Origin of the sequence: Promicromonospora sp. NPDC023987, from assembly GCF_040639055.1 — a bacterium.
Lineage (GTDB): Bacteria > Actinomycetota > Actinomycetes > Actinomycetales > Cellulomonadaceae > Promicromonospora.
In genome coordinates this window covers 43,633-61,060 of record NZ_JBEZZF010000032.1, presented here as the reverse complement: position 1 = coordinate 61,060, position 17,428 = coordinate 43,633, and the positions used below count along the sequence as shown (strand labels likewise).

The window sequence follows — 17,428 nt, the reverse complement described above, 5'->3', positions numbered from 1 at the left end:
CGTCGTGGACGGCCTGATCGCGGCGATCGTCCCGCACGCTTCGGCTGCTTCAGCTGCTTCAGCTGCTTCAGCCGCTCCGGCTACCGACGGCGGTGTGCTCGCCGAGGGTCTCGGCCACGAGCTCGGACCGCTCCATGAGCTGGATGGCCTCGTCGAGGTCGCGCGGCAGGGGCGCGATGCCCAGGGCCCGCCGCTCGGCGGCGGTGAGCTCCCAGACGTCGTCCTCGGTGTGGTCCAGGAGGTCGTAGCCCTCCTCGATGCCCTTGAGGCCGGCGGCCAGGAGCACGGCGAACGCGAGGTACGGGTTCGCCGCCGAGTCCAGCGCGCGGTACTCGATACGGGCCGAGTTGCCCTTGCCCGGCTTGTACATCGGCACCCGGACGAGCGCGGAGCGGTTGTTGTGGCCCCAGCTCACGTAGCTGGGAGCCTCCTGCCCGCCCCAGAGCCGCTTGTAGCTGTTGACGTACTGGTTGGTGACCGCCGTGATCTCGCCCGCGTGCACCATGAGGCCGGCGATGAACTGCCGCGCCGTCTTGGACAGCTCGAACTGGGCGCCCGGCTCGTGGAACGCGTTGCGGTCGTCCTCGAACAGCGACACGTGGGTGTGCATGCCGGACCCGGGCTGGTCGGCCAGCGGCTTGGGCATGAACGACGCGAACACGCCCTGCTCCAGCGCCACCTCCTTGACGACCGTGCGGAACGTCATGAGGTTGTCGGCGGTGGTCAGCGCGTCGGCGTACCGCAGGTCGATCTCGTTCTGCCCCGGACCGGCCTCGTGGTGGGAGAACTCGACCGAGATGCCCATGGACTCAAGCATCGTGATCGCGGCACGGCGGAAGTCGTGCGTCGACCCCCTGGCCAGGTGGTCGAAGTACCCGCCCTGGTCGACCGGCTCGAGCTTCGAGTCGGTCTTGGTGAGCTGGTTGAAGAGGTAGAACTCGACCTCGGGGTGCGTGTAGAAGGTGAACCCGCGGTCGCTCGCCTTGGCGAGGGTGCGCTTGAGGACGTTGCGCGAGTCGGCGAGCGACGGCTCCCCGTCCGGAGTCAGGATGTCGCAGAACATGCGGCCGGTGCCGTGGCGCTCGCCGCGCCAGGGAAGCACCTGGAAGGTGGTCGGGTCCGGCTTCGCGACCATGTCGGCCTCGAAGACGCGGGTGAGGCCCTCGATGGCGCTGCCGTCGAAGCCGATGCCCTCGCTGAACGCCGACTCGAGCTCCGCGGGCGCCACGGCTACCGACTTGAGCACACCGAGCACATCGGTGAACCAGAGCCGGATGAAGCGGATGTCGCGCTCCTCGACCGTGCGGAGCACGAACTCCTGCTGCCTGTCCATGGGCCCATCTTGCACTAACCCTGTTACAGGCGCGTGTACCAGGTGTGGACGACCAGCCGTAGGCTTTCCTGCGGCACCGAGGCCGCCCGAACCACAGGAGAACCATGTCCGCCCACACGTCCCCCGTCCAGGGGCCCAAGAGGGTCCGCGTGCATCACCTGGCGGAGGCCAAGGCCCGTGGTGAGAAGCTCGCGATGCTCACCGCGTACGACGCCGTGACCGCCGCGATCTTCGACGCGGCGGGCATGGACATCCTGCTCGTCGGCGACTCCATCGGGAACGTCATGCACGGTCACGCGACCACGATCCCCGTGACCGTCGACGACATGATCCCTGCCGCCCGCGCCGTCGCGCGCGCGACGAAGCGCGCCTTCGTGGTGATCGACCTGCCGTTCGGCTCCTACGAGGCCGGGCCGCAGCAGGCGCTGGAGACAGCGGTGCGGGTCTTCAAGGAGACGGGCGCCGACGCCGTCAAGCTCGAGGGCGGGGTCCGTTCCGCGGCGCAGATCCGTGCGCTGAGCGAGGCGGGCATCCCCGTCGTCGCGCACCTCGGGTACACGCCCCAGTCGGAGAACCTGCTGGGCGGGCCGCGCGTCCAGGGGCGCGGCGACGCCGCGGTGGAGGGCCTGGCCGCCGACGCCCGTGCGGTCGAGGACGCCGGCGCCGTCGCGGTGGTCCTGGAGATGGTGCCCGTCGACGTCGCCGCGCGGATCACCGCGGCCGCGGGCATCCCGACCATCGGCATCGGAGCGGGGCCGCACTGCGACGGCCAGGTGCTGGTGTGGACGGACATGGCGGGCATGACCGGCTGGTCGCCGCGCTTCGCCCGGCGCTACGCCGAGCTCGGCGCGGCGCTGCAGCAGGCCGCGCAGGACTACGTCGCCGAGGTCAAGGACTCGTCGTTCCCGGACGAGGAGCACTCGTTCGACAAGTAGCCCTCAGCTACTTGTTGCGCCACTCCTCGTCGTCCTGGTCCCAGGACTCGCTGCGCGACCTCGCGCTCTCCAGGGCCTGCTGCGCCTCGGCGCGCGTGCCGTACGGACCCATGAGGTGCGTCCAGGAGGACCGGCGTCCCTCCTCGACCTCACCCGTCTCGGTGTTGTACCAGTACTCCTCTTCAGTGCCCATGAGACGATCCTGACATGAATGACCTGGCATTCGGCATCGACATCGGAGGTTCGGGGATCAAGGGTGCGCCCGTCGATCTCACGGCGGGCGAGTACGCGGAGAAGCGGACCCGCATCCCGACCCCCGTCCCGTCCACCCCGCAGGCCGTGGCAGAGGTGCTCACGGCGCTCGTCAACAGCTACGACCTCCCCGACGACGTGCCCATCGGCGTCGCCTTCCCCGCGCCGATGCACCACGGCGTGGTGCGCTCGATGGCCAACCTCGACCAGTCCTGGACCGGCGTTGACCTGCCTGGGCTCGTGCGGCGCGCGTCCGGCCGCCACGTCGTCGCGGTGAACGACGCCGACGCCGCGGGAGTGGGCGAGGTGCGCTACGGCGCCGCCCGCGACGCCGAGGGCGTGGTGCTGGTGGCGACCCTGGGCACAGGGATCGGCTCGGCGCTGGTGGTCGACGGGGTGCTGGTGCCGAACACGGAGCTGGGACACCTCGAGATCGACGGGTTCGACGCCGAGTCCCGGGCCGCCGACTCCGCGCGCGAGCGGGAGGACCTGTCCTGGGACGAATGGGCTGAGCGCCTGCAGCGCTACTTCGGCGTGGTCGAGGATCTGCTGTCCCCCGACCTCATCGTCGTGGGGGGTGGTGTGAGCAAGCACCACGAGAAGTACCTGCCGCACCTGCACCTGCGCGCACCGATCATTCCGGCCCAGCTGCGCAACGCGGCCGGGATCGTCGGCGCCGCGGCACTGGCCGCAGGTCGCTGACCGGCCGCGCCCGGCCCTCGGGCCGGGTGTGGTCCCGACGGGACCGGGTCAGGCCTCCCGCACGACGGCGGGTCGCGCCGGCTGGGTGAAGAGCACGTCGACCCCGAGCATCTCGATGACGCTCCGGACCACCGGCGGCGGTTCCGGAAGGCTGACGGTCAGCCCGTCCTGCGTTCCGTAGGTGTACATCTGCATGAGGAAAGCAACGCCGGTCGAGTCCATGAACGTCACCCTCGAGGTGTCGATCACGACCGCCTTGGCCCGCTCCAGGGCATTGGCAATCGCAGCACTCGACTCACCGCGCAAGGAGACGTCGATCTCTCCCCACATGCTCACGACACTCGTCCGGGACTGTTCTTCGAACATGATCCCGCCCGTGCGCCCCCTGTTATCGAATTCCGTGTTGCTCACTTGCATCGCCCCTGTTCATTGCTCCCCGACACGGCCGCCGGAACGGGTCGCCCGACCCCCCGGGCAACTCTGGGAGATTGCAACGCCTTCGTCGCGATCACGGGAAGCCTACATCCGTGAAGATCGCAAGTGGAACAGCCTGCGAGGCTTACATTTCCCCCACAGAACTGGTATAACCCATCGCTTCTCCGGTCAAAGTGGAACAATCCTACCGGTCAGACCGGTACAAACAGTCGTCGAGTTGGACAATCGTTCAAGAAAAAGATTCACAAGATCAATTCTCTGACGATCGATTCGGGCCATCAGGCCCTTCTGCGACCCCTGGATTGCGCATGGTCGGTGCACTTTCCTTCTCCCAGGCATCGAGCTGCATAGTGAGCGCCTTGGCAAGCTCGAACACCTGCTGCGGGGGAATGCGCACACGGGACACCACGCGACCCGGCACGGTTATCGACGTCACCTCTCCCGACTCGGGGTCGGAGACCGGGCTCGGCGGCTGCTTCACGGCGATGAAGTCCAGGATGAACGACGTCGGTGTGTGCCAGACGGAGGCGAAGTCGGCCGGTACGCCCGTCTCCATCTCGTCGGGTACGTCGATCTGGAACTCCTGGGGCAGCTCGTCGGACGACACTGGGGCTCCTCGATTGGCCGGGCGGTTCCCCGACCGTACCGTGGGGCAGGTTGCCGCGACAGTGGAAACGGACTCCGAGGACATATGTCCCTGAGCGGGCCGCCCGTCACCGAAAAAGTGCCGCGTCGCGCACCTGCCCGGCACTACGCTGGCGCGTCTGTCCCGACGAACGTCCCGGACGGACCAGTCCCCCGCAGTCTCCTGGAGGGTCCCTCATGCCTGCCGACGTGCCCGAGCTCGCCCACGAGCGGGAGTTTCTCGCCGAGGCCCGCTACCAGCTCGGCCGGATGCGGGACCGGGTGGCGGCGCTCGACGGCCGCTACGCCGGCGACCCGGTCAGCGCGGACGTCCTGGAGGCCGCGCTCGCACGGCGGATGGAACAGCTGACCGACGACCCGGAGATCCCGCTCTTCTTCGGCCGGATCGACGTCGGCGAGAGCGCCGAGACCTTCCACATCGGACGACGGCACGTCTCGGACCCGGACGGCGAGCCGATGGTCGTGGACTGGCGCGCCCCGGTGAGCACCCCGTTCTACCGGGCCACGCCGAAGGAACCGATGGGAATCACGGCCCGGCGGCGCTACGGCTTCGCCCGCGGCCACCTGACCGGGTTCGAGGACGAGCCCCTCACCCACGCGGATCTGGCCACCGACGGCCCCACCGGCCCGCCCGGCGGCGACGGCACGGCGCACTCGGAGATCCTCGAGGCCGAGATCGAGCGCCCCCGCACCGGTCCGATGCGCGACATCGTCGCGACGATCCAGCCCGAGCAGGATGTCATCGTCCGCATGCCGCTCGAGCGCACGCTGGTGGTGCAGGGCGCTCCGGGCACCGGCAAGACGGCGGTCGGGCTGCACCGCGCCGCCTACCTCTTGTACGCGCACCGCGAGCAGCTCACGCGCCGCGGCGTGCTCGTCGTCGGACCGAACAAGAGCTTCCTGCGGTACATCCGGGACGTGCTGCCCGCCCTCGGCGAGATCCACGCCACGCAGGCCACCATCGAGGAGCTGGTCAGCTGCCACGCCCCGGTGCGCGGCAGCGAGCCGGCGAACGTCGCGACCCTCAAGGGCGACGGCCGGATGGCGGCCGTGCTGCGGCGCGCCATCTGGTCGAACATCGGCACCCCGCAGGACACGCTGGTCCTGCCACGCGGCTCCTTCCGCTGGCGGGTCCCGGCGTACGAGGCGCGCGAGGCGATCGAGCAGATCAGGGCACGGGACGTGCGCTACGCCCTCGGCGGGGCCCAGCTGCGGCACGCGCTCGCGCACCGGGTGCTCGTCCAGATCGAGGAGACCGGCGACGCGCTCGACGACCGGGCGTGGGACGTCCTGGCCCGCACCAAGCCCGTCCGGGACTACGCGGCCGCGGTATGGCCGGCGGTCGACCCGCGCAAGCTCCTCTTCCGCCTCTTCACCGACCCGGAGCTCCTCGCCGGGTGCGCCGACGGGATCCTGTCCGAGGCCGAACAGCGCCTCCTCGCCTGGGACCGCCCGCCGCGCACCGCCGGCTCGGTGCGGTGGACGACGGCGGACGTCGTGCTGCTCGACGAGCTGGCCGACCTCCTCGACCGGACGGAGTCGCTGGCGCACATCGTCGTCGACGAGGCGCAGGACCTGTCCGCGATGATGCTGCGCGCCCTCGGGCGCCGCGCCGCGACGGGCTCGCTCACCGTCCTCGGTGACCTCGCCCAGGCCACCACACCGTGGGCGTCGAGCGACTGGTCCGACGTCCTCGGCCACCTGGCCAAGCCCGACGGGCACGTGGAACAGCTCACCGCTGGGTTCCGCGTGCCTGCCGACGTCATCGACCTGGCCGCGCGGCTCCTGCCCAGCATCGCGCCCGGCCTGGAACCGCCGACCGCGGTCCGGCGCGCTCGCGGCCGCCTCACGATCACCACCGCGCCGCTCGGCGACGTGCTCGTGGGCGTTGCCGGTCTCGAGGGTTCGGTCGGCCTGATCGTGCCCGACGCCGGCGTGCCGCACGTCCGCGGCGCGCTCGCCGCCGTCGGGCTCAGGTTCGCGGTGGTCGGTGAGCGGGACGACGAGCCTCCCGGCCCGGACGGCGACGCCGACGACGCCTCCGAGTTCGACGCCCACCTGGACCTGGTGCCCGCCTCGCTGGCCAAGGGCCTCGAGTTCGACCATGTGGTGCTGCACGACCCCGCGGGGATCGTGGCGGCAGAGCCCAGCCACGCCACGGGCCTGCGCCGCCTCTACGTCTGCCTGACCCGCGCGGTGACGTCCCTCGTCGTCCGGCACGAGGACGACCTGCCGCCGGAGCTGGGCATCGAGCACGTGGGCGAGCCCTCGACCGGGGCGGACCGCTGACGACGCACCCATATATCAGTCGGGCACGTCGCGATACCGGAAGACGAGGAGGGCAAGGACGGTAGCCGCAGCTGTCCACCCGAGAGAGCCGACCAGGGCACCGGTGTGGTCGACGGACTCGGATCCACCCCGAGCCAACGACTGGAAGAGCTGCCCGGGCAGCCACCGCGAGAGATCGTCGGAGAGTTCTACGAGCAGGATCTCGACCGGCAGCGCGTAGGCGACACCGACGCCGATCGTGGCTGGTGCCGAGCGCAACAGCATCGCAAGAGCGATCCCGAACGCCGCCCAGCCCCAGGTCGCGACGACGACGTTGCCCATCCCGCCGGCGGACGCCGCCAACCCTGCGCGCGTCCACCAGGCACCCGTCTCGACGTCGGAGCCCGCGAGCAGCTCAGCGAGCACGGCGCCACAGGTCGAAGCCAGGACGACGGCGACTGTCAGGTATCCCATGAGCGCAGTGATCTTGCCGAAGAACAAGCGCGTGCGGTGCGGCTGTCGCACGAGGAGGTTCCGGATCACCCCGTGGTTGTACTCGCTCCCGACGTTGATCGCGACGACTGTGAGCGTGACGATGCCGATGAAGGTGATGGAGTTCCCGAGGCTCCGGCCCAGCCCGTCCGACGCGGTCAGGGCTTCGCTCGAAAGCACGAGACCCGCCGGACCACGGTCAGACGTGACCTCCGGACCGGGCACCGCGATCACCATGGTGATCGCCATGAACGCGGCCATTGCGGCAGCGCAGATCCAATAGGTGCTCTGCCGCAGCTTGATCAGCTCGCTGCTGAACGCACCGGCAAATCCCTGTAGCCGGCCACGCCGGTACATCGGAAGGCGCGTCATGGTCACTCTTCTTCCTCGGTCAGCGCGAAAAAGATCTCCTCAAGGGTGGGTGGCCTGCTGGACAGCTCCGTCAGCGTGACGCCCTGTCCGTGCGCGGCCCGGTTGAGCAGACCGCTTGCCCCGCTCTGTGCGCCGACGACGAGCGTGCCTTGACCGACCACCGCGCTCCATCCATTGTCCCGAGCGATGCGCTCGAGCACGACAAGATGCTCCGGATCCTCCGGCCGGACGGTGATCCGCGCCTTGTTCTGGGCGATGAGGCCGGCGAGCGCACCCTGGTAGACCAGGCGCCCCTTGCGCAGAAGCACGACGTCGTCGCTGACCTCCTGGAGCTCGGAGAGCTGGTGACTGGAGACGAAGACGGTCGCGCCGTCGTCCGCGAGACGGCGTAACAACCTGCGGATGTCGCGGATACCTGCCGGATCGAGGCCGTTGGCCGGTTCGTCCAGGATCACGAGCGACGGGTCGGGAAGGAGCGCAGCGGCCAGTCCCAGCCGCTGCCGCATGCCCAACGAGTAGGTAGCCACCGGATCGTCCGCGCGGTCACTGAGCCCCACCACTTCGAGGACATGGGGAACTCGGTGGTCAAGAGTCGCGAGCCTCGCGAGGACACGTAGGTTCGACCGCCCGCTCAGCCGGGGATAGAACGCAGGGCCGTCAACCAGGGACCCGACTCGGTGGAGGTACGACGGCGCATCTGCCAGCCGCCGGTCCAGCACCTGAGCGGTCCCCGAGGTCGGCCGGATCAGGCCGAGCAGCATCCGGATGGTCGTGGTCTTCCCTGCCCCGTTCGGGCCGACGAAGCCGGTCACCTGGCCGGCTCGTACCTCGATCGTCAGCCGGTCGACGGCGTGGCGCCGACCATAGACCTTGGTGAGGTTGTCGGTGGCTATGGCCACGTCAGACATGGTGCACCTCCGGAAGCTGGTCGGCTGACAGACGGCGAGCGGTAGCGCCACTACCTGTAGCGTTTCTACGCATAGCCGGTACGGTAGCAAAACTTCATGTAGCGTTGCTACCTATGAGTACCGAGAGGTTGAAGGGCCACCTCGATGCACTGCTCCTGGCTGTCCTGGAGCCTGGCCCGCTGCACGGGTACGGCGTGGTCGAGAAGCTGCGGTCCCGCAGCGCCGGCGCCTTCGACCTCCCATCGGGCACCATCTATCCGGCGCTGCACCGTCTGGAGCGGACGGGGTTGATCACCGGCGACTGGAGCGTGCACAACGGCCGCCGTCGGCGCACGTACACGATCACGGCGGCCGGGCGCACGTACCTCGCTTCGGAGCGGACGGAGTGGCGCGGGTTCGCCGGAGTTGTCGACCGCGTCCTGGAGTTTCCGGCATGACTGGGACAAGTGCTGTCGATGCCTACCTCGCACAGGTGGAGACGCAGCTCCCTCGGAGAGGACGGGCACGAGGCGAGATCCTCGACGAGCTCAGGGACGGACTGTCAGAGGCGCTCGAACGGCACCCCGGGACGGACTCCCTGGTGCGCGAGTTCGGTGATCCACGCGAGGTCGGCGCGGCGATGGCCCGCGAGCTGGCGCTACGCGTGTTCCGTCGGCACGCCGCGCAGACGCTCTTCCTACTGCTCCTGACCAGCCTCGGGTGGTACCTGTACGAAGCGCTCGTCGGCGTATCCCGGTCAGCGGTCCCGAGCGGCGGTGCGGCGCCGGTCTTCCTCATCGGCATCGAGGTGCTCAGGGGCGCGATCGCGGCTGCGCTCGTAGGCGCCGTCCTGACCGTTGTCGCCACGTCGCTGCCGACGCGTCGGATCGGGACGTCCGTCCCCACGTGGCTCGGCCGGGCGACGGCGGCGGCTCTGGTCGTCTTCGTCGTGGCGGTGCTGACGATGTTGATATCGATCGCTCCGGCCCATCGGCCCGGCGGGATCCTGCTGGGCGTTCCGGTCGTCGCCGTGGCCCTGCTCGCGCTCGTGATCACGCACCGGGCCGTCCGGAACCGCGCACCGAGAACCGCCGGCTGACGAGTGATGCGGCCGGTGTTGGCACCGGGCCTTCGACAACCTTCGCGCTGGGGCGCCGCTGACGGGGCTCAGTCCTCGACCGGTTCTCCGGTCGGGTCGTCGGCAGCCGGTGCGTCCAGCTCGAGCCCACCGACCGGCCCGGCGGACCAGTCGACGAGCCGCCAGCCGCCGACGGGGTCGCCGTCGATCTCCACCAGACCGGTGTTGGCCAGCGCGGTCCGCTCGACGTGATCGACGTCCACGCCCGCCACGCGCGCCGACACCCAGGAACGGATGGCGGCGCCGTGGGAGACCACGACGACGCTGTCCCAGCCGTGCGCGGCGATCGCCGCGACGGCGCCGTCATACCGGCCGAGGAAAGCGCGGCCGTCCGGCCCTCCGGGCATGGCCCTGCCGACCTCACCGCGCGCCCAGGCGAAGACGGTCCCGAGGTAGCGCAGGTGCGCCTCATGGTCGCCGGCCATCTCGAGCGCCCCCGCTTCGACCTCCTGCAGGCCGTCGACCATCAGCGGTTCGAGGCCCCGCGCTCGGGCGAGAGGCGCGGCCGTACGCGCCGTCCGCACCAGCGGGGACACGGCTATGGCGTCCACCTGTCGATCCCGGAGCGCCTCCGGAACCGCGGCGGCCTGGCGTTCACCGAGCGTGGTCAGCCCAGGACCGGGGTGTGCCGTGTCGAGCAGGCCTTCCACGTTGGCGGGTGTCTGTCCGTGGCGCAGGAGCAGAAGTCTCATGGGGTGCATTCTCTCCGACTGGTCGCGTCGTCTCGCACACCGCCCCGGACAGGGGGTTTCGGTCGCCGTGGCCGTTCCGTTACCCTTGGGCTCGCCGTGAGTCTGATATGCCGTTTTCGATCGGAAAGGTCCCTGCGTTCATGGATCCCCAGTCCAGCCCGGCCACGTCCCAGTCCCTGCGTGGTCGTCACCGGGCAGCACGCGGCCCCGTTCGAACCCTCGTCACGCGGGCAGCCTCCGCGCAGACTGGCGCGATCACCGGTCGTGGTGCCGTGATCGCCGCGGCAGGTGGCGGTGTCCTGCTGTCCCTGGTCGCCCCGCCCGCCCAGGCGGCGCCCGTCCCGGCGGTCAACACAGCCCTGGCAGGCAAGGCCGTCCAGGGCACGCTCAACACGGCCGACCTCAACGCCCTGACCAGCCAGGCCCGCCAGAGCATGGCCGCGACGACTGTCGTCGCCGTCAATCCCAGCGCGGAGCTGAAGGTCGAGAAGGCGGCAGTCTCCGTCATCTCGGCCGCCGAGAACGAGGACTACCAGGCGCAGCGTGCCGCGGAGGCCGAGGCGGAGGCGATCGAGCAACGAGGTTCAGCGGTGGTATCCATCGCGATGCGGTACCTCGGCGTCCCGTACGTGTGGGGCGGGACGACCCCGGCCGGGTTCGACTGCTCCGGCTTCACCTCCTACGTCTACGCCCAGGTCGGCATCGACCTGCCGCGTACGTCGTCCGCGCAGCGATACGCCGGGACCCCCGTGTCCTGGGCGGACGCTCAGCCGGGCGACATGATCTGGACCCCCGGACACATCGCGATCTATGCCGGCGACGGGATGCAGATCGAGGCCCCGGTCCCCGGCAAGAGCGTGCGGTACACCAGCATCTGGCAGTCCAACCCGACGTTCATCCGCGTGGGCTGAACCACTGCGGGTGCGGGGCGGACCCTGACGTCGGTATCCGTCTCGACGATGCCGGGCCGGGTGCCGGACATGGGTGCCGGGCATGGGTGCCGGGCATACTCGAGGTGTGTTCGAGGGCTTCACGACCGAGTGGATCGACAGCGACGAGGCGTCGATCTTCGTCCGGCACGCCGGGTCGGGCCCGCCCGTGCTGCTGCTCCATGGTCATCCACGCACCTCGGCGACCTGGCACCGCGTGGCCCCGCGGCTCGTCGCCGCCGGTTTCTCCGTGGTGTGTCCCGACCTTCGCGGCTACGGCCGGTCACGAGGTCCAGAACCCGGCCCGGACCATTCCGCTCACTCGAAACGAGCGGTCGCCCGGGACATGGTCACGGTCATGAGCCGTCTTGGCCACGAGCGTTTCTGCGCGGCGGGCCATGACCGCGGGAGCCTGGTGGCGCTCCGCCTGGCGCTCGACCACCCGACGGCGGTCGAGCGGCTGGTCCTGATCGACTGCCTCCCCGTCAGCGAGCACCTCCGCCGCGCGGGCGCGGACTTCGCCACACGTTGGTGGCACTGGTTCTTCTTCGCCCAGCCGGAGATCCCGGAGCGGGTGATCAATGCCGACCCTGCCTCGTGGTACGGACGGAAGGCGGACCCGGCCAGCATGGGAGCCGACAACCACGCCGAGCTCATGGACGCCGTCGCGCACCCTGAGGTGGTGCGAGCGATGCTCGAGGACTATCGCGCCGGCCTCTCCGTGGACCGCGCGCACGAGGAGGCGGACCGTGCGGCGCCCCGGCACGTCACCGCGCCGCTTCGCGTCCTGTGGTCGCTCCAGGACGACATCGAAGAGCTCTACGGCAACCCGCTGGACATCTGGCGCGGCTGGGCGGACGAGCTGGACGGATTCGGCATCGACTCGGGCCACCACGTCGCGGAGGAGAACCCGGCTGCCCTCGCGGAAGCCCTGATCGGTCACTTCCGTCCCTTGTCGAGCCAGAGGGGGCCGGTGCCAGGTTTGAGGTGAACGTGCGAGACTGCATCGTTTCCACCACCGTTGCGGCGCTATCGTGGCCGCAGCGACGGATCCCATGCCGACGTTGCGGTACCCCCCGCCGACCCGTTGACCGGACGCACCAGCATGCTGCGCCGCGTCGTTCCCGCACGCATGCACTACGCCCAGATCCGCAAGTTCAACCGGTTGCCTGTCCGAGCCCGTCAGCGGGAAGCAGGCACCAGAGGAGCAGAAGAGTGACCCTCAGTACCGAAGCAACGAATTTCGGGTGGCTGCTCGACAACTTCGTGCGCACCGTGCCGGGCAGCCGGCACACGCTCGTCGTTTCAGCAGACGGCCTGCTCATGGCGATGTCCGACCAGCTCGACCGCACCAGCGGCGACCAGCTCGCGGCGATCGTCTCGGGCATGTCGAGCCTCACGCGCGGAGCCTCGCGACAGCTCAACGGCGGCAACGTCCGCCAGACGATCATCGAGATGGACAAGGGGTTCCTGTTCCTGATGAGCGTCTCGAACGGGTCCGTGCTCGGCGTGGTCGCGGAGGCCACGTGCGACATCGGCCTCGTCGGGTACGAGATGGCTCTCCTGGTCTCCCGCACCGAGGGCACGCTCACCCCGCAGCTGATCTCGGAGATGCGGGGCAGCCTCCCCGTCGACCGCCAGCGCTAGTTCCCGTCTCGCGGACAGCTTTTCGCCGTCCGAGGCGATCTCGCCCGGCGGCGTCGGGCACCGGGGCCGGCCGCGGCCTGGCCAGCACATGGACGTGCTCCAGGTCAGCGGCTGAGCCCGATGAGGGCGAGCAGTGCCCGGCCGTACGCCTCGTCGGGTTGCGGCTCCGCAAAGACGCGAGTCTGCCCCAGGAGCTCGACCTCGACCTCGTAGGCGCCGTCGGTACGCCGTAGGGCCTGGAAGCTCGAGCGCAGGAGGACGCGCAGCTGGTCCTCGCGCGGCAGCCAGAGCGCGTCCTCGATCGCGACCGAGTCCAGCGCCCACTCGGTGGTGCCGTTGAAGCCGAGGATCGTGCCTGTCGGGTATTCGTGCGCCTCGATGGTCATGGTGCTGACGGTGAAGACGTCGCTCGTGAGCTCGGGCGCCTGGACCCGGAACTGGTCACCGTCGGCCGGTGTCCAGACCAGGCCGGCGTCGCGCAGCGTGGCCGCGAGTTCGGTGGAGATCATCGGGCCATTCTCCAGCACCTGGAGCCGGGCCGGCTGTGACGGGAGCCGCCGTAGCTGCCATCGCTGGAGCTCGGCGGCGCACTTTGCTCGGCTTCCAAGGCGGCGATCTATAGGCTCTCGGACCGTGGGAGAGACTGACGCGGACGACCAGGAGACCCGAGCGACGCTCTACGCCGTCGGGCACGCGCTCGCGCTCGTCGCCGCCGCGGTGATCGCCACCTGGACCCTCGTGAACATCTGGACCCTCGCCAACCCGCCCGGCCACGGGACGGTGTGTGCGCTGGTGTACCCGGCGCCGCCTGGTTGTGCGCCGCACGCCCGGTTCACACCGGCGTTCATCTCCGCGGTCGTCATCACCCTGGCCTACAGCACGGTGACGTTCCTCTTGCTGACCCTGGGCCGGCGTCGGGCCATGGTTGCCGCGTGGGGCCTCGGTGGCCTGCTGATCCTCGGCGTCCTCGCCGACCAGTTCGTCACCTGGGGCGGCGTGCGGGGCTGAGCCGGGCATCAGGCCGAAGGCAGTGTCTTCATGCTGGCGGTGCCCCGTTGCCGGTCCCAGTCACTCCGCAACAGCACGCACACGGTGAACGGCGCGTCGTCCCGCTCCCCCTCGACCCCCTCGACTATCCCGCGGCTTCGGATCTCCCCTGCGTAGCGCAAGCCGATGCGCTCCATGACGGCGCGCGAACGCACGTTGTGGCGGACCGTGCACGACGCCACGGCGTGCACTCCGAGGGCGTCGAACGCAAACGCCAGCCCGGCGCGGCCGATCTCAGACGCGTAGCCGCGCCCCCAGAACTCGCGCCGTAGCGCCCATCCGATCTCGAGCCAGTTCGCGTGTGCGACGAACGGGCGGCCCGCCCCGTGCGCCACGCGCACCCACGGCTCGGCCGGAAGGAACTCGTAGATCTGCCCCCAGTCGTCATCGACCGGCGTCCGGGACAACCCGCCGCGACCGACAACCTCGCCGCTCACGCGGTCATACGCCATCCACTTGTGGACGCCGTGAGAACGCCACGCCTCGCCCATGAGTCGCGCCTGCTGCCCCGCTTGTTCGATGCTCGGCTGCTTGCCGCCGTACCACGGCCACACTTCGTCGTCGTCCTGCACGAGCCGCAGGTCACGAGCGTTCGCGGGACCGACCGGCTCCAGCCGCAAACGCTTCGTGAGGCGGGAGTGAACGGCATCGGTCGGTGGTGGGTCGTCCATGTGGCCAACGTCCCACAACGGATGACGACGCTGTACCTGAATTGGGCGACGGCAGCCCGGTCAGGGCCTGAGAGCGGACGAACCGGTTCGTACTTCACCAGCGCGATCGGCCCGCTCTAGGCTGCGTGCCATGGTCAGCAGCCGAAAGCAGAAGCGCGCCATCAAAGATTTGACCGCACAGGTCGACGCGCTGCGCGTTGAACGGCACGCACGTGACGACGTCGAGGTCGTCCACTCCCTGGGATTCGCACTGTTCGAGCTCAGCTCGGAACTGCGGCACAAACCCAGGATGACGCAGGACTACAGGGAGACGCTGAACGAAGGAATCGAAGTCCTCGGCGAATCACGGCTCGACCCGCGGGTCACGAACGCCCTCGGAGCGATGCTCGCGCGGCGCGCCTGGTTGCAGCTCCAGATCGGGGACGATCGGCGTGCCCGCGAGAGCGCGGAAGCCTGTGCTGCCCTGCTGCAGGACGTCCGTGTGACCGACGCGCTCGACCCCGTGGAAGCCGTAGAGTCCCTGGTGACGTCGGCCAAAGTCCTGGCCCGATGCGGTCGGCACGACGCATCTCTGGAGGCAGCTCGCCTGGCGGAAGGATTCGCGGCCGAAGCTGATCAACCGGCGGACTTCGAACGTCTCTCGTGCCTGGCGTTGCTGGCGCACTGCAGCGCGCTCGAAGCCGTGCAAGACCACGATGCGGCGCGGGTCAAGGCTCAGCAGGCGGCTCGCTACGCGAATCGAGCGTTTGAGACTGACGCGAACGGCCAGAACGCCTATGTGACGGCGCTCACTCAGCATGCTGTCGCGACGGCCATGTCCAACGAGCAGAGGCCCCGCGATGCGCTGCCGTTCGCCCAGTCAGCCGTGGACTGGTTCGAGCAGTCCGAGAAGCTCGGGCACAAGTCCTACAGCAGCATGAACCACACTGCCGCCCTGACCACCTTGATGCACCTCCATCTGGCCCTGGGCAACCAGCGAGAGGCGAGGTCATATGCGAACAGTGCCTACAACAGCCTCGGTTACCGGGTGCTGCGCACCTCTGACATCGCTGAGCTGCGGGATCAGGCGCAGGCCGTCGTCAGCGCGCTGCTCGAGGTGGGCAAGACGCGCGACGCGCAGTTCGTGGCACGGGTCGTCAACAAGCGGACCGGGGCTTCGTCCTGAGTGTCGGGCGGCTGCGATGGACGACTTTCTGACGCGACGGCGTCGTCGCTGAAGCCGGCGGACGGCCGACGCGGCTGATCGCCCGGTAGACACGCCATTCTCTGCGTGTCACGCCATCTTCCGCTGCCCGACCGGCTGTTCGGTGGACCATGGCGTGGCACGCGGAGGATGGCGTGGTCCGACGGCGACGCCAGGCAGCTAATCGAAGAACATCCCGTTGATGCACCAGATGATGAAAGCCGCAACGACGCCGAAGAAGAGCCAGGGTGCAAAGGCATCCGCCCATGAGAGCGCAAGGTTGAAGCGCCCTATGTAGATCTCGGTGCGCTCACCCGCTGCAAAGGTGCCCGCTACGGTGCCGGTCTGCTCACGCCCGTTGTCCCAATAGGAGACGGAGGCCCAGGACGACGTCGTGCAGCTATATGTCTGATGTTCGGCAGGACCGTGCCAACCGCAGTCCTGCTCGGTCCAGGTGTCGAGAACGACTGCATCGCGGTACTCGCCGCCGTCCGCGTTCAGCCATCCAACGACCGCGCCCGCGATCACGACACCTGCGATGAGGATCCACAACACGGCACGGTGCAGCGCTTCGAACGCCGCCGTCGACCGGCGCCTCGGCATGCGATGGCCCTTGCTTCGACGCGCTAGCAGCCGCATGATTCCTCCTTCGGCCGAGCTGGGCTCCCCGGCAAGCTAGCCGTGTGCCGCCGGGACCGGTCCCGGCGGCACAGGGCGAGAATCTCGTCGGCCCTGCCCGCGTCAAGGGCGGTGAGCGCTGAGATGACTCGGGCCACACATCCATCCATTCACGACGACGACCTCCGCAACACGTCCTGGTCACGTTGCCCGTCGATCAGCACCTTCGCCGCCCGGTCGATGTTGTCGGCGCACTGGTAGACGCCGATGACGAGCTGGATGGTGCCGGCAACGAGCGTCACGATCCCGAGAATCACCAGCAGCCAAAACACCGAGGCCCCGGCCACGGGACCGAACACACTTCCAAGGAGCAGGACGATCGCACCCCCAGGAGGAGGCTGAGCCCCAGCGCGATCGCGTCTGCCGAACGATAGGCACCCCGCTCCCCTGTTCCGGCGTCTGCGGTGGCACTCATCTCGTCGCGCATGGGGTGAAGCGTGCCACCGAACCGTCCGAGAATCGACGGAAGTACGGCTCGAGGGTCGATGAGTTTCCCGCGCCGCGCCGGTCTCTGTTGAGACAACCGACGGAAGGCACGAAGCCATGCGGAAGCTGCTCTACGGCATGAACCTGTCCCTGGACGGCTACATCGCCGCGCCCGGCGACAACCTCGGCTGGAGCGCGCCGAGCGACGAGCTGTTCCAGTGGTGGCTCGACCAGGAGCGGGCGATCGGCCTGTTCCTGTACGGGCGCAGGCTGTGGGAGACCATGAGCTCCCACTGGCCGACCGGCGACCAGCAGCCGGACGCCACCCCTGCGCAGGTCGAGTTCGCGCGGAACTGGCGGGACACGCCGAAGGTGGTGTTCTCGTCGACGATCGACAAGGTCGACTGGAACACCCGCGTGGTCGCCGACGACGCGGTCGCGGAGATCACCCGGCTCAAAGGCGAGGACGGCGGGCCGATGAGGGTCGGTGGCGCGAAGCTCGCCGGGGCGGCCATGCGGGCCGGGCTGATCGACGAGTACGCGATCGCCACCCATCCGGTCCTGGTGGGTGGCGGCACATCGTTCTTCACCGCGCTGGACAGCTGGGTGAACCTGAACCTGGTGGAGACGCGGAGGTTTCCCGGCGGAGTGGTCCTGAACAGGTACGAGACGAGCAGCTAGTCGGATGGTGCAATC

At 69.3% G+C, this 17,428-nt stretch carries 22 protein-coding genes; 11 read left to right on the top strand and 11 right to left on the bottom strand.

Annotated features, from left to right (window positions below):
- Window positions 1-67: 67 nt before the first annotated feature.
- Window positions 68-1,333, bottom strand: coding sequence for a glutamine synthetase family protein (locus AB0F40_RS15600; protein WP_357469055.1), 1,266 nt, complete (start codon window positions 1,331-1,333; stop codon window positions 68-70).
- Between the two features lie 104 nt (window positions 1,334-1,437).
- Between AB0F40_RS15600 and panB the strand changes: the two genes are divergently transcribed.
- Window positions 1,438-2,268, top strand: a complete 831-nt coding sequence (gene panB, locus AB0F40_RS15595) for a 3-methyl-2-oxobutanoate hydroxymethyltransferase (RefSeq protein WP_357469052.1) — start codon at window positions 1,438-1,440, stop codon at window positions 2,266-2,268.
- 7 nt (window positions 2,269-2,275) lie between these two features.
- Here panB and AB0F40_RS15590 read toward each other — a convergent pair whose 3' ends face one another.
- The gene (locus AB0F40_RS15590; protein ID WP_357469049.1) at window positions 2,276-2,461 is read right to left on the bottom strand and encodes an SPOR domain-containing protein; all 186 of its coding nucleotides are present in this window, start codon (window positions 2,459-2,461) and stop codon (window positions 2,276-2,278) included.
- Window positions 2,462-2,475: 14 nt separating this feature from the next.
- Here AB0F40_RS15590 and ppgK point away from each other — a divergent pair, with 14 nt between their 5' ends.
- Entirely contained in the window at window positions 2,476-3,222 is a 747-nt protein-coding gene (ppgK, locus tag AB0F40_RS15585) for a polyphosphate--glucose phosphotransferase (RefSeq protein ID WP_357469046.1), read from the top strand.
- Window positions 3,223-3,270: 48 nt separating this feature from the next.
- Here ppgK and AB0F40_RS15580 read toward each other — a convergent pair whose 3' ends face one another.
- Window positions 3,271-3,588, bottom strand: a complete 318-nt coding sequence (locus AB0F40_RS15580; RefSeq protein ID WP_357469043.1) for an STAS domain-containing protein — start codon at window positions 3,586-3,588, stop codon at window positions 3,271-3,273.
- Between the two features lie 319 nt (window positions 3,589-3,907).
- On the bottom strand, window positions 3,908-4,264 hold the full coding sequence (locus tag AB0F40_RS15575) for a DUF3467 domain-containing protein (protein WP_357469040.1): 357 nt from the start codon (window positions 4,262-4,264) through the stop codon (window positions 3,908-3,910).
- Window positions 4,265-4,479: 215 nt separating this feature from the next.
- On the opposite strand from AB0F40_RS15575, the gene AB0F40_RS15570 reads away from it, so the two are divergent.
- Entirely contained in the window at window positions 4,480-6,591 is a 2,112-nt protein-coding gene (locus tag AB0F40_RS15570; RefSeq protein ID WP_357469037.1) for an AAA family ATPase, read from the top strand.
- A gap of 15 nt (window positions 6,592-6,606) precedes the next feature.
- On the opposite strand, the gene AB0F40_RS15565 is transcribed toward AB0F40_RS15570, so the two are convergent.
- On the bottom strand, window positions 6,607-7,434 hold the full coding sequence (locus AB0F40_RS15565) for an ABC transporter permease (RefSeq protein ID WP_357469034.1): 828 nt from the start codon (window positions 7,432-7,434) through the stop codon (window positions 6,607-6,609).
- A gap of 2 nt (window positions 7,435-7,436) precedes the next feature.
- Window positions 7,437-8,342 (bottom strand): ATP-binding cassette domain-containing protein, encoded by a 906-nt coding sequence (locus AB0F40_RS15560; RefSeq protein WP_357469031.1) that lies wholly within the window; start codon window positions 8,340-8,342, stop codon window positions 7,437-7,439.
- A 113-nt stretch (window positions 8,343-8,455) separates the two neighbouring features.
- Here AB0F40_RS15560 and AB0F40_RS15555 point away from each other — a divergent pair, with 113 nt between their 5' ends.
- Window positions 8,456-8,779 (top strand): helix-turn-helix transcriptional regulator, encoded by a 324-nt coding sequence (locus tag AB0F40_RS15555; RefSeq protein ID WP_357469028.1) that lies wholly within the window; start codon window positions 8,456-8,458, stop codon window positions 8,777-8,779.
- A complete protein-coding gene (locus AB0F40_RS15550) occupies window positions 8,776-9,420 on the top strand; it encodes a hypothetical protein (protein WP_357469026.1) in 645 nt (214 codons plus the stop codon). The genes AB0F40_RS15555 and AB0F40_RS15550 overlap by 4 nt, the downstream gene beginning before the upstream one ends.
- A gap of 68 nt (window positions 9,421-9,488) precedes the next feature.
- Here the strand turns inward: AB0F40_RS15550 and AB0F40_RS15545 are convergent, their stop codons facing one another.
- Window positions 9,489-10,151 carry a histidine phosphatase family protein gene (locus tag AB0F40_RS15545; RefSeq protein ID WP_357469024.1) on the bottom strand — a complete coding sequence of 221 codons (663 nt, stop codon included), beginning with the start codon at window positions 10,149-10,151 and terminating at the stop codon, window positions 9,489-9,491.
- A 140-nt stretch (window positions 10,152-10,291) separates the two neighbouring features.
- Between AB0F40_RS15545 and AB0F40_RS15540 the strand changes: the two genes are divergently transcribed.
- From AB0F40_RS15540 to AB0F40_RS15530, 3 genes are all read left to right on the top strand, one after another.
- On the top strand, window positions 10,292-11,062 hold the full coding sequence (locus AB0F40_RS15540) for a C40 family peptidase (RefSeq protein ID WP_357469021.1): 771 nt from the start codon (window positions 10,292-10,294) through the stop codon (window positions 11,060-11,062).
- A gap of 106 nt (window positions 11,063-11,168) precedes the next feature.
- The gene (locus AB0F40_RS15535; protein ID WP_357469018.1) at window positions 11,169-12,071 is read left to right on the top strand and encodes an alpha/beta hydrolase; all 903 of its coding nucleotides are present in this window, start codon (window positions 11,169-11,171) and stop codon (window positions 12,069-12,071) included.
- A gap of 224 nt (window positions 12,072-12,295) precedes the next feature.
- Complete coding sequence (locus AB0F40_RS15530) at window positions 12,296-12,727, top strand: roadblock/LC7 domain-containing protein (RefSeq protein ID WP_253867511.1); 432 nt, start codon at window positions 12,296-12,298, stop codon at window positions 12,725-12,727.
- A gap of 104 nt (window positions 12,728-12,831) precedes the next feature.
- On the opposite strand, the gene AB0F40_RS15525 is transcribed toward AB0F40_RS15530, so the two are convergent.
- Window positions 12,832-13,236 carry a pilus assembly protein CpaE gene (locus AB0F40_RS15525; RefSeq protein WP_357469014.1) on the bottom strand — a complete coding sequence of 135 codons (405 nt, stop codon included), beginning with the start codon at window positions 13,234-13,236 and terminating at the stop codon, window positions 12,832-12,834.
- Window positions 13,237-13,360: 124 nt separating this feature from the next.
- Between AB0F40_RS15525 and AB0F40_RS15520 the strand changes: the two genes are divergently transcribed.
- Complete coding sequence (locus AB0F40_RS15520; RefSeq protein WP_357469011.1) at window positions 13,361-13,735, top strand: hypothetical protein; 375 nt, start codon at window positions 13,361-13,363, stop codon at window positions 13,733-13,735.
- Between the two features lie 8 nt (window positions 13,736-13,743).
- Here the strand turns inward: AB0F40_RS15520 and AB0F40_RS15515 are convergent, their stop codons facing one another.
- Window positions 13,744-14,445, bottom strand: a complete 702-nt coding sequence (locus AB0F40_RS15515; protein ID WP_357469008.1) for a GNAT family N-acetyltransferase — start codon at window positions 14,443-14,445, stop codon at window positions 13,744-13,746.
- Window positions 14,446-14,575: 130 nt separating this feature from the next.
- Between AB0F40_RS15515 and AB0F40_RS15510 the strand changes: the two genes are divergently transcribed.
- On the top strand, window positions 14,576-15,610 hold the full coding sequence (locus AB0F40_RS15510) for a hypothetical protein (protein WP_357469005.1): 1,035 nt from the start codon (window positions 14,576-14,578) through the stop codon (window positions 15,608-15,610).
- A 198-nt stretch (window positions 15,611-15,808) separates the two neighbouring features.
- Here the strand turns inward: AB0F40_RS15510 and AB0F40_RS15505 are convergent, their stop codons facing one another.
- Entirely contained in the window at window positions 15,809-16,267 is a 459-nt protein-coding gene (locus tag AB0F40_RS15505) for a hypothetical protein (protein WP_357469003.1), read from the bottom strand.
- 149 nt (window positions 16,268-16,416) lie between these two features.
- Window positions 16,417-16,593: a hypothetical protein gene (locus tag AB0F40_RS15500; RefSeq protein ID WP_357469000.1), complete on the bottom strand. Its 177-nt coding sequence runs from the start codon at window positions 16,591-16,593 to the stop codon at window positions 16,417-16,419.
- Between the two features lie 256 nt (window positions 16,594-16,849).
- Between AB0F40_RS15500 and AB0F40_RS15495 the strand changes: the two genes are divergently transcribed.
- Complete coding sequence (locus tag AB0F40_RS15495) at window positions 16,850-17,413, top strand: dihydrofolate reductase family protein (RefSeq protein ID WP_357468997.1); 564 nt, start codon at window positions 16,850-16,852, stop codon at window positions 17,411-17,413.
- The last annotated feature ends 15 nt before the right edge of the window (window positions 17,414-17,428 follow it).

Coding starts and splice junctions, on each gene's coding strand:
- AB0F40_RS15600 (WP_357469055.1), bottom strand. CDS start 1,333: ATGGACAGGCAGCAGGAGTTCGTGCTCCGCACGGTCGAGGAGCGCGAC.
- panB (WP_357469052.1), top strand. CDS start 1,438: ATGTCCGCCCACACGTCCCCCGTCCAGGGGCCCAAGAGGGTCCGCGTG.
- AB0F40_RS15590 (WP_357469049.1), bottom strand. CDS start 2,461: ATGGGCACTGAAGAGGAGTACTGGTACAACACCGAGACGGGTGAGGTC.
- ppgK (WP_357469046.1), top strand. CDS start 2,476: ATGAATGACCTGGCATTCGGCATCGACATCGGAGGTTCGGGGATCAAG.
- AB0F40_RS15580 (WP_357469043.1), bottom strand. CDS start 3,588: ATGTTCGAAGAACAGTCCCGGACGAGTGTCGTGAGCATGTGGGGAGAG.
- AB0F40_RS15570 (WP_357469037.1), top strand. CDS start 4,480: ATGCCTGCCGACGTGCCCGAGCTCGCCCACGAGCGGGAGTTTCTCGCC.
- AB0F40_RS15565 (WP_357469034.1), bottom strand. CDS start 7,434: ATGACGCGCCTTCCGATGTACCGGCGTGGCCGGCTACAGGGATTTGCC.
- AB0F40_RS15560 (WP_357469031.1), bottom strand. CDS start 8,342: ATGTCTGACGTGGCCATAGCCACCGACAACCTCACCAAGGTCTATGGT.
- AB0F40_RS15555 (WP_357469028.1), top strand. CDS start 8,456: ATGAGTACCGAGAGGTTGAAGGGCCACCTCGATGCACTGCTCCTGGCT.
- AB0F40_RS15550 (WP_357469026.1), top strand. CDS start 8,776: ATGACTGGGACAAGTGCTGTCGATGCCTACCTCGCACAGGTGGAGACG.
- AB0F40_RS15545 (WP_357469024.1), bottom strand. CDS start 10,151: ATGAGACTTCTGCTCCTGCGCCACGGACAGACACCCGCCAACGTGGAA.
- AB0F40_RS15540 (WP_357469021.1), top strand. CDS start 10,292: ATGGATCCCCAGTCCAGCCCGGCCACGTCCCAGTCCCTGCGTGGTCGT.
- AB0F40_RS15525 (WP_357469014.1), bottom strand. CDS start 13,236: ATGATCTCCACCGAACTCGCGGCCACGCTGCGCGACGCCGGCCTGGTC.
- AB0F40_RS15515 (WP_357469008.1), bottom strand. CDS start 14,445: ATGGACGACCCACCACCGACCGATGCCGTTCACTCCCGCCTCACGAAG.
- AB0F40_RS15510 (WP_357469005.1), top strand. CDS start 14,576: ATGGTCAGCAGCCGAAAGCAGAAGCGCGCCATCAAAGATTTGACCGCA.
- AB0F40_RS15505 (WP_357469003.1), bottom strand. CDS start 16,267: ATGCGGCTGCTAGCGCGTCGAAGCAAGGGCCATCGCATGCCGAGGCGC.
- AB0F40_RS15495 (WP_357468997.1), top strand. CDS start 16,850: ATGCGGAAGCTGCTCTACGGCATGAACCTGTCCCTGGACGGCTACATC.